Genomic DNA, 6,535 nt, shown 5'->3' with positions numbered 1-6,535 from the left:
TTGAGGAAGCCACTGAGCAAGTCGCAGTTCCGTTAAGGTTCTGTCTTCCTCTGGGGTCAGAATGATGCGTAATGGGGCAGGCATAACAAGCTAATTTAGCAGTTTTTCTATCTTATAATTAATTCCACCTACCTACTTAATTGCTGAAAATGAATGTGGTGATTGGGCTGGGCTTTATATAAAAAGCGAATTTGTTTACAATCCCTAAACTTATTAATATCAAAAATGAAAATCGAAACAGAACAACTTCTTGCTACACTAGAACTACTCTGCTCAAGTTCGTTTGTTTGGGAAACTCCAAACCAAGGTGAATTTAACCTCTGGAATTTAATGATTTCCGAAGGCTTTGTTAATCTAACCGACATAAAACTTGCTTTTAAACATTGGCAAAATATTGAAGAATGGGGAACTCCTACTAATCAGGAAGCTTCTGATTATGAATACGCTCCTCTGCGTTATGAACGTAAGGATAAAACTTGGAATGAAAGTATTGCTTCTGAACGCCAAAGATATTATCAAAAAATACAGCAGCTTCTCACTCAAAATTTTAGCAATTTGCAAGCATACAATTTATCTATTCCCAAAGCAAAATATCAAGATTTTACATGGGAACATCCTGATTTTTCTGTGTCGATTGTGGTCGCCGAAACTAGCAATAATCACTGGTTATGCCTTGCGCCCATCGTCCCCGATCAAGTAAGCGATGATGTCTACGCTCCCCATCAACTCACGACGCAAATTGTTTGCGAAGAATCAATAAATGCAGTCAACGAAAGTTTGATAGCTGAATTTAAATCCTGTCTTGACGATCTCACCCCCATTACGATTTACGGCTACCACTACGGCGGATATAACTGCACTTATCAACATCATCTCGTAGGTGCATACGCCAAAACTAAAACGACTGCCATTGAACTTGCGCTGCAAGCCGCAACAATGGTAATTATTTTAGAAAAGCCAAATGTTCATTATGCTGGTGATGCCTACGATAGCCTCAAACTCAGCGAGTTTATGAATCAGTGTCTGAGACATCGCACTCTCTACAATATTAGTTTTTGGGATGTTCGTTACACCTACCAAGGCGGACAAACCCCAGCAGGAGATTGGATAGGTGTACATTCAAGGAGCGAATTTGAGTACAATCCTTAGAAAGAGTAGCAAAAACCTAATGTATAAAAAGTCTGATTCGCAGTTGCAAAATCTCTTTACTTCACAAATTTGATTTGTGAGAATTGCTCAAAAAGAATCTGCTTAAGATGCTGCAACAACAGCACTGTCATTTACTAACTTGCCATCTTCCATGTAGACGATGCGATCGGCAATATCTAAAATGCGGTTGTCATGAGTAACCAAGAGAATGGTACAATCTTGTTCCTTAGCTAGTTTTTGCATTAGGTTAACCACATCTCGTCCCGATTTACTGTCAAGGGCGGCGGTGGGTTCATCTGCTAAGACAATTTTAGGACGACCGACCAATGCACGAGCGATCGCAACTCTTTGTTTTTGTCCCCCAGATAAATCATCAGGATAATAATTCAAGCGTTCTCCTAATCCTACCTCCTCTAACATTTGGGCTGACCGGGTTTTCATTTCTGCCGCCGAAATATTTTTATGCACTTCCAAGCCCATTTTGACGTTCTGGAGTGCTGTCAGGCTACCGTGCAAGTTGTGCGCCTGAAAAATATAACCGTTATTGCGTCGTACTTGGGTAAGTTGTCCTTTTTTAGCGCCACACAGTTCTTGTTCTAATATCTGCAAACTGCCAGATTGGGAAGAACGCAAGCCGCCAACTAAGGTGAGAAGTGTAGTTTTACCAGAGCCAGAAGGCCCAGTCATAATAATAATTTCGCCAGCGTTTATATCCAGGTTGATATCAAAAAGAACTTGCTTGCGGAGTTGACCATGACCAAAATAGTGGTCGAGATTTTTAACAGAGATTACAGGTTGACTACTCATAAATAGCTTGATTACTCGTGATGATTGTCATTTGTCATTTGCAAAGGACAAATGACAAATGACAAATTTAAAACATATCTGCGGGGTCAGCAGACTGTAATTTCCGAGTAGCGATCGCACCAGAAATTATACACATAATCATCGTCAGTGTTAATACCGTCAAAGCTCGTGCTACGGTCATGTAAACTGGCAAATTGGTGGCATTACGAGTTAAATGATAAAGTCCTAAAGGTGCGATCGCTCCAGGAATAAAGCCCAAAACTGCCAAAATTATCGCTTCTTCAAACACCACACCTAATAAGTAGAGATTGTTATATCCCATTGCTTTAAAAGTGGCGTATTCTTTGATATGAGAATTCACATCTGTAGAAAGAACTTGATAGACGATAATCACGCCCACCAAAAACCCCATTGCTACACCCAAGCTGAAGATAAACCCGATCGCCGTATTTGTTTTCCAGTAATTTATTTCAAATTCGAGAAATTCTGCTTTGGTTAAAACTTTAACATCATTATCTAAATGAGACTCTAAAGCTGCTTTGATCTGTTTTGGGTCATAGCCTGGTTGCAGTTGCACTAAACCGAGACTGACACTGCTGGCTTCTTGTCTGGGAAATAGTCGCAGAAAGTTCTGGTCGCTGGTAATCAAAGTACCATCGGCTATGAAAGAAGCCCCTACTGAAAATAAGCCGCTAACGGTAATTGTCCGCCGTTCTATTTCGGTTGTGACAGTTTTACCTTGTTCAATTTTGGCGATCGCTTCATTGTAATCTCCTCTAGAGGCGCGATCAAACAGAACGGTATCTGGTAGCTTAATAGTATCTATCTGGCGATTTACATCCGCTAAATTCAACATTTGGCGATCGGGATTGAACCCCATAACTAATATTGTCGTTTTCTGATGTGTTTGGGGATTTTTCCAATCAACAATGTTGACATACATTCCTTCTGCCGACTTTACACCTGGTACATCCATTGCTTGATACAATCGCCGCCGCGTAAAGCTAGACATATATGCTAGGTTACGTGCTTGGGGGCTGATGACAAACATATCAGCCTGCATACTCCGATGCAGCATTGTGTTACTTTCAAACAGGGCATTCTGAAACCCTAGCTGCATAAACATTAGAACATCGGCAAAGGCAATACCTGACAATGCCACCAAAAGACGACCTTTTTCATGACTCAGTTGCAGCCATCCTAAAGGCGTTCGCCGCCGCAGTTGTTCGATTAATTTCATAATAGAGAGTGGGGAGATGAGGGAGCAGGGGAGGCAGGGGAGAAATCAATTCAAAATTCAAAATTCAAAATTGAAGATTCAATGCCCAATGCCCTTTAAAGTACAATTACCGCCTTGACTTGCAAATTAGTTAAGCTAGAAGCATTTTGGCTAGATAGTTTATTTAGTTGTACGTGGACTTCCACGACTCTGGCATCAATATTGCTTGAGGGATCGGCGTTGATCAGATTTTGCCGCTTTACCTGCATACCAATCCAATCGACTCTTCCTTCTAATTCATGGCGGAGGGAATCACTACTTACCCGCACATCCTGTCCCGGACGCACTTTTTTGATATCACTTTGGTAGACTTCTACTACTGCATACATCTGGTCGGTTTGACCTAAAGCCACAATGCCTTCATTGCCTACAGTTTCTCCGGCTCGCGTATTAATCTCCAAAATTCGACCGGCTTTAGGAGCCACAACGTATGCCTGTGCTAGTTCTGCTCTAATTTTATCCGCCGTGGCTTGAGCGCTGTCTATTTCTGCTTGTGCGTTTGCTATATCTGTGGGACGGACTTCAGCAGTTTGATTCAAGTTAGCTTTTGCTTCGTTAATCTGCTGTTGCAAGCTGGCGAGGGTTTGTTGCTGGTTGGCTTTGGCTTCGTTAAGTTGCTGTTGTAGGGTTGCGACAGTTCTTGTCTGAGTGGCTTGGCTTTCAATTAATGCTTGAGTGGAAGTTTCGGCGTTTAAGCGTCTGCTATCAACTTCCTGGCTAGAAATTGCTCCTGCTTTGTATAAAGTTTCGTAGCGCTGCACGTCAGCTTGAGCATTACGTTTCTCGGCTGCGACGCGAGCCACTGTTGCTTGCAAGCTGCGTTGTTGCCCAAGCAATTCTGCTTCTAGACGATTAATTGTGGCTTGCTGAGTTTTAATGTTTCCTTGTAGTTCTACTTGCACGCGATTTACCGTAGCTTGGCGCGCTCCAATTTCTCCCTGTTTGGCTCCAGCTTTTACCTGGTTAAGGCGGGTTTTGGCAACTTGAACTTGTTTTTGTGCTTCAATCAAACTAGCTTGCAAGCGATCGCGGTTGTCCATAATCGCAACTACCTGCCCAGCTTTGACGGGATCGCCTTCTTTCACCAATAGTTGCTCTACTCGATTTCCTTCACCATTTGAAGAAGGCGCTGACAGTTTTATTACCTCTCCCTTTGGTTCTAACCGCCCTAATGCTGTTACCGTTTTTACCACGGGCTGAACTGCTATTGGTGTTTTTTGTTTCTCATTAGCTGTAGCCTGGAACTTCATCACCGCATAAACACTGATTCCACCTATTGCTAGAGATGCAATTATTGCAAGTAGAACAGGCGATCGCACAAGATTCTGAAAAGACCCTAAACTCTCTGCATTCCTGTTTTCCCTCATACTATTCCCCCCTTACCACCAGTAGCAACTTGTACTAAACTGTCCAGTTCAATTTATGCTAAACTAAACGGACTAGTTTAGTCAATATGATGCAACTAAACTTGTCAATCAATTTGCAAAGTCATTATGCAGCGAAATGCTATTCCTGCTCCCTACCCCCTTCAACAAAGGGTATATTTATTTTCGCCATTTTGTACTGGGGCATTTTGCTGCATCTATTAATATTGTTGATAAGAAAGGATGATTAATAAATGGTACGCATCAAAACTGACGAAGTCGATCGAGATAATTCCGTTGATAAAGTAGAGCAAATTCTGCAAGGGGCAATGCAAGAATTCCTTCAACATGGCTATGCTGGTACGAGCATGGATCGGGTAGCGGTAGCAGCTGGTGTTTCTAAAGCGACAGTCTACAGCCACTTTCAAGATAAAGAAGGACTTTTTAAAGTACTGTTAGAGCAACTTACAAGCAAAAAGAACAGCTCTATTTTTGGCACAGAACCGATTGAGGGAGAACCAGCTGCCATACTGCACCAGGTAGTAACCAAAGCATTAGATCAGATGCTTAACGACAAAGAACATAGTGCATTTATGCGAGTCTTAATCGGGGAATCTGGGCGTTTTCCTGAGTTAGCTCAAATTTGTATTCGGGTGATGATTAAGCCAGTAGCCGAAACTCTCACTCACTACTTGGCGGCTCCAGAATTAAAGATACCTGACCCAGAGGCGACAGCGAGAATTCTCTTAGGAGCATTAGTGCATTTTCATATTACTCAAAATGTGATGCATGGACAGGATATTATACCAATGGAAAGCGATCGCCTGATTGATGCTTTGACACACCTAATCAATAAATGCGCCGATTGATTGGGTTATATCCCGGCGCGTGGCGCTTGTTTGGTCGGAAATTCAAATTCACCTTGAGTAACAGTTGACTGTTTTTTCCATAGAAGCTACAGTACTATGTCAGGCTTTTTTCGTTCCTTACAAGCTGCCACAAATACATCCTCTAGTGATCGCCAGATAACTAGGCAGGAATGACTTGAATAACTAGGGCACGTTTATCCAGCGACTGGATTTTACCTACTTTACTAAGATCGTTTGCAATTCGGTCTAGCATCTCTCCCGCTTTGTCACGATATTGATGTTCTCGGCCTCGTAAACGAATGGCAAATTTGACAGAATCGCCTTTACTCAACCATTGACCTGCTTGTTCGATGCGTAAATTGTAATCAGCCACACCTACGTTTAGACCGAATCGAACTTCTTTTACCGTAGGTCTAGCACTTTGGCTTTGACGTTTTTTCTTTTGATACTGAAGCTTGCCATAGTTGAGAATCTTGGCGATTGGAGCGTCTTTACCTTGGGAGACTACAACTAAGTCAAGCTCTAAGCTTTCAGCTAGCTGTAACGCCTCGTTGGTGTCGATTAGACCACGATTGTTATTCTCATGGTCGATCAAGAAGACGCTAGGTGACTTGATTTGTGAATTAATCAGTTGCTTTTGGATTGCGATAACGAATTTCTCCCATTAGTTCAATACTTTGCTTTACAAGCAGGTAATGCCAATTTAACACAACACTGAATCAGAGCAACTTTAAACAACACAATAGACGGCAATCTGATAGAATGAGGGACTGCGGCACTCGCTCTCAGTCTTTACGCTACTGCCCATACAGCTTTTCAATGATTTTTATCCGTCCGCCTAAGACTGACGCCATCATTGGCGACAGGCCGATGTTATTTTTGGAGTCTTATGTCTTTTTCCGATCTCGGCTTGTCCAATGAAATTATCCGTGCTGTTAGCAAACGAGGGTACGCGGAACCTACACCAATCCAGATGCGCCGTTCTACTGATAAACGCGATCGCTAACATTCATTAGCTGTTCAATAGATTGATTTTTCACGGATTCTGGAAAACATTCAATGTAATC

General features: G+C 42.2%; 6 protein-coding genes. 2 read left to right on the top strand and 4 right to left on the bottom strand.

Annotated features, from left to right (window positions below; all coding sequences use genetic code 11):
* Positions 1 to 225 precede the first annotated feature (225 nt).
* Entirely contained in the window at positions 226 to 1,149 is a 924-nt protein-coding gene (locus RMY32_RS20070) for a hypothetical protein (RefSeq protein ID WP_322712167.1), read from the top strand.
* Between the two features lie 102 nt (positions 1,150 to 1,251).
* Here the strand turns inward: RMY32_RS20070 and RMY32_RS20065 are convergent, their stop codons facing one another.
* The 3 genes from RMY32_RS20065 to RMY32_RS20055 all read right to left on the bottom strand — a co-directional run bounded on the left by RMY32_RS20065 (position 1,252) and on the right by RMY32_RS20055 (position 4,602).
* Positions 1,252 to 1,956, bottom strand: coding sequence for a DevA family ABC transporter ATP-binding protein (locus RMY32_RS20065; RefSeq protein ID WP_322712166.1), 705 nt, complete (start codon positions 1,954 to 1,956; stop codon positions 1,252 to 1,254).
* Between the two features lie 67 nt (positions 1,957 to 2,023).
* On the bottom strand, positions 2,024 to 3,196 hold the full coding sequence (gene devC / locus RMY32_RS20060; RefSeq protein ID WP_409883511.1) for an ABC transporter permease DevC: 1,173 nt from the start codon (positions 3,194 to 3,196) through the stop codon (positions 2,024 to 2,026).
* A 95-nt stretch (positions 3,197 to 3,291) separates the two neighbouring features.
* Positions 3,292 to 4,602, bottom strand: coding sequence for an HlyD family efflux transporter periplasmic adaptor subunit (locus RMY32_RS20055; protein WP_322712165.1), 1,311 nt, complete (start codon positions 4,600 to 4,602; stop codon positions 3,292 to 3,294).
* A 251-nt stretch (positions 4,603 to 4,853) separates the two neighbouring features.
* On the opposite strand from RMY32_RS20055, the gene RMY32_RS20050 reads away from it, so the two are divergent.
* Positions 4,854 to 5,468: a TetR/AcrR family transcriptional regulator gene (locus RMY32_RS20050; RefSeq protein ID WP_322694972.1), complete on the top strand. Its 615-nt coding sequence runs from the start codon at positions 4,854 to 4,856 to the stop codon at positions 5,466 to 5,468.
* 160 nt (positions 5,469 to 5,628) lie between these two features.
* Here RMY32_RS20050 and infC read toward each other — a convergent pair whose 3' ends face one another.
* Positions 5,629 to 6,096 (bottom strand): translation initiation factor IF-3, encoded by a 468-nt coding sequence (gene infC, locus RMY32_RS20045; protein WP_322694979.1) that lies wholly within the window; start codon positions 6,094 to 6,096, stop codon positions 5,629 to 5,631.
* Positions 6,097 to 6,535: the final 439 nt, after the last annotated feature.

Source organism: Nostoc sp. ChiSLP03a (genome assembly GCF_034531215.2).
Classification (GTDB): Bacteria; Cyanobacteriota; Cyanobacteriia; order Cyanobacteriales; family Nostocaceae; genus Nostoc.
Note: the sequence above shows the minus strand (reverse complement) of the source record. Positions and strands in the feature narration are given on the sequence as shown.

Bases quoted from the DNA above. Each gene is read 5' to 3' on its own strand.
- RMY32_RS20070 (WP_322712167.1), top strand. From the start codon at position 226: ATGAAAATCGAAACAGAACAACTTCTTGCTACACTAGAACTACTCTGC.
- RMY32_RS20065 (WP_322712166.1), bottom strand. From the start codon at position 1,956: ATGAGTAGTCAACCTGTAATCTCTGTTAAAAATCTCGACCACTATTTT.
- devC (WP_409883511.1), bottom strand. From the start codon at position 3,196: ATGAAATTAATCGAACAACTGCGGCGGCGAACGCCTTTAGGATGGCTG.
- RMY32_RS20055 (WP_322712165.1), bottom strand. From the start codon at position 4,602: ATGAGGGAAAACAGGAATGCAGAGAGTTTAGGGTCTTTTCAGAATCTT.
- RMY32_RS20050 (WP_322694972.1), top strand. From the start codon at position 4,854: ATGGTACGCATCAAAACTGACGAAGTCGATCGAGATAATTCCGTTGAT.